Source organism: Mesorhizobium sp. M7A.F.Ca.ET.027.03.2.1, from assembly GCF_003999175.1.
Lineage (GTDB): Bacteria > Pseudomonadota > Alphaproteobacteria > Rhizobiales > Rhizobiaceae > Mesorhizobium.
The window spans coordinates 1-2,681 of the sequence record NZ_RZOM01000866.1 but is presented as its reverse complement, the minus strand read 5'-3'; the positions used below and the strand labels follow the sequence as shown (position 1 = coordinate 2,681).

At 64.2% G+C, this 2,681-nt stretch carries 3 protein-coding genes; all 3 read right to left on the bottom strand.

What is annotated here, in order from left to right; all coding sequences use genetic code 11:
• Positions 1–357: RES family NAD+ phosphorylase (locus EN750_RS28175; RefSeq protein WP_145967973.1), on the bottom strand; the 357-nt coding region annotated here is incomplete at its 3' end.
• Positions 351–773, bottom strand: a complete 423-nt coding sequence (locus tag EN750_RS28170) for an MbcA/ParS/Xre antitoxin family protein (protein WP_127271235.1) — start codon at positions 771–773, stop codon at positions 351–353. The genes EN750_RS28175 and EN750_RS28170, both read right to left, overlap by 7 nt.
• A gap of 371 nt (positions 774–1,144) precedes the next feature.
• Positions 1,145–2,578 (bottom strand): aldehyde dehydrogenase family protein, encoded by a 1,434-nt coding sequence (locus EN750_RS28160; RefSeq protein ID WP_127398685.1) that lies wholly within the window; start codon positions 2,576–2,578, stop codon positions 1,145–1,147.
• Positions 2,579–2,681: the final 103 nt, after the last annotated feature.

Genomic DNA, 2,681 nt, shown 5'->3' with positions numbered 1-2,681 from the left:
CTTCTGGTGGTGGTGGATGGTCTCGGCCAGCGCGACGTCCTCGCTGTCGCCGGCATAGTAGATGCCGTAGCTGCCATCCGAGAAGCGTCCCGGCCGCAGCGTCGAACAGTGCACGAAGGGCGCCATCACGAAGCTGGCGCCGGGGCCGGAAACCCGCCTTGCAGCCGACACCTTGCCGAGATCGCCGATCTCGAACCTTATGCGCGGGTTGGTCTTCGCCTCTACGGCGGCTAGCGCCTCCCAGTCGCGCGGGTCGGCAATGTCCTCGAAGAGGTCGATGGGCGGATGGATGGAGCGGATGATGCGGAAGGTCTGGGGCCAGTCGACGGGGCGCCTGACCGCAAGTCCACTCACCATGCACCACGCTCCGCATCGAGCCATTCGCGCATCGCCGAGAGATCGGAGATTTCGCCGCGCAGCATCAGGTCGAGGGCCGACTGGCCGCCGAAGGTGGCATTGGGCTTGCGGATCCAGGCGTAGCCCCGTGCCGGCTCCGTGAACAGATAGCGCAGGCCCTTATGGATGCCCATCAGGTGCGCCATGCGGGTGCGCAGGTCACGGTCGATCCTGCCGACGCCGCCTTCTTTCGCCCCAGTCTTCCAACGCGCCCAGGTCCGCGCCGACATGCCGCCGAGCAGGATGCAGGCCTCCAGGTCGGTGAGGTTCCAGGCCTTGAACAGATTGACCGTGGTGCGCGCCAGCGCGCCGGCCTCGTCATCCGATATGACGCTGCCAACCGTGGCCGGTGTCGTGACAATGGACTGAAGCTGCATTTTGTTGCCTCTCTATTGGCAGATATATAGCATGTATTTGCCAATTGGCAAGGAGATCAGCAAGGCAGGGCCAATCGCTTTCAGGCCCAATGACGGCTTCCGTCTTGTGAAGGCCACCAATCGCCAAAGTCGGCGCCGCCCCTCACCTGCCTGCCGGCACCTTCTCCCCGTATAGTGACGGGGAGAAGGAGATGGCCGCATCGCTGGCGCCCATTCTGCAACATTGGAGATTGGCGAAACCTTCCATGACGGCGTGTTTCTCCCCGTCACTATACGGGGAGAAATGCCCGGCAGGGCAATGAGGGGCGGCGCTGACCTCGGCGATACCGGACGGACAGCGCGCCACATATCGTGGCGCGCCCTGACCAATTCTACTCCGCCGCCTCATACCCCGCGATGCCCTTGATCTCGAGGAAATCCTCGAGCCCGTATTCGGCATATTCGCGGCCATTGCCGGACTGCTTGTAGCCGCCGAACGGCAGGCCGGCGTCCCACTGGGGATAGTTGATGTAGACATTGCCGGTGCGCATGCGCGCCGCGACTTCGCGCGCCTTCTTCATGTCCTTGGCCTGGATGTAGGAAGCGAGGCCATAGACGGTGTCGTTGGCGGTGTTCACCACGTCGTCGACGCTGTCATAAGGCATGATCGCCAGCACCGGCCCAAAGATCTCCTCGCGCGCGATGCGCATGTCGTGGGTGACGTCGGCGAACACCGTCGGCCTGACGTAATAGCCGCGGTTGAGTTCGGCCGGACGGCCGGGGCCGCCGGCGACCAGCGTCGCACCTTCATCGATGCCGGCCTGGATCAGGTCCTGGATCTTGTCGAACTGGACCTGGCTGACGACCGGGCCGAGCTTGGTGCCGGCGGCGTCGGCGGGGCCGACGGTGAACTTTTCCGCAGCCGCCTTGGCATAGCCGGCTGCCTCGTCATGACGGTCGCGCGGCACGAACATGCGCGTCGGCGCGTTGCAGGACTGGCCGCTGTTGCTGAAGCAGCCGGCGACGCCCTTGCTGACGGCGCTTGCGAGGTCGACATCCCCGAACAGGATGTTGGCCGACTTGCCGCCAAGCTCCTGATGCACGCGCTTGACCGTGTCGGCGGCGGCCTTGGCCACCAGGATGCCGGCGCGGGTCGAACCGGTGAACGACATCATGTCGATGTCGGGGTGGCTGGACAGCGCCTGGCCGACACCCGGACCGTCGCCATTGACGAGGTTGAAGACGCCCTTCGGCACGCCGGCCTCGTCGAGGATTTCGGCGAAGATGATGGCGTCGAGCGGCGCGATCTCGGAGGGCTTCAGCACCATGGTGCAGCCGGCAGCAAGCGCCGGGCCGACCTTGCAGGTGATCTGGTTGAGCGGCCAGTTCCACGGCGTGATCAGCCCGACGACGCCGATCGGCTCCTTGACCACCAGATGGTTGCCCTTGACGCGGCGGAATTCGAAAGTCTTCAGCACGTCGGCCATCTTCTGCAGATGCGCAAGACCGATGCCGACCTGGCTGTCCAACGCCATCTGGCGCGGCGCGCCCATCTCGCGTGACACAGCGACGGCAAGATCGCCACTGCGCTTCTTGTAGACCGCGATGATGCGGTTCAACAGGTCGAGCCGCTCGCCAACCTCGGTGAAACCAAAGCTGTTGAAGGCGCGCTTGGCGGCGGCGACCGCCTTGTCGACATCGGCCTTGGAGCCGAGCGAAATCTGCGCAAAGGCGTCCTCATTCGAGGGATCGATGACATCGAAAGCGTTGGGCACAACAGGATCGACCCACGCGCCATCGATATAGAACTGCAGATTGTGTGACATGGTTTTCTCCTTGACCGCATCGTCGCGCCGGGCCGTCATATCTGGCTGGAGATAACGATGCACAAACGCCGCTGTCAAACGCAACCCCCGAAGTGGTTGAGCC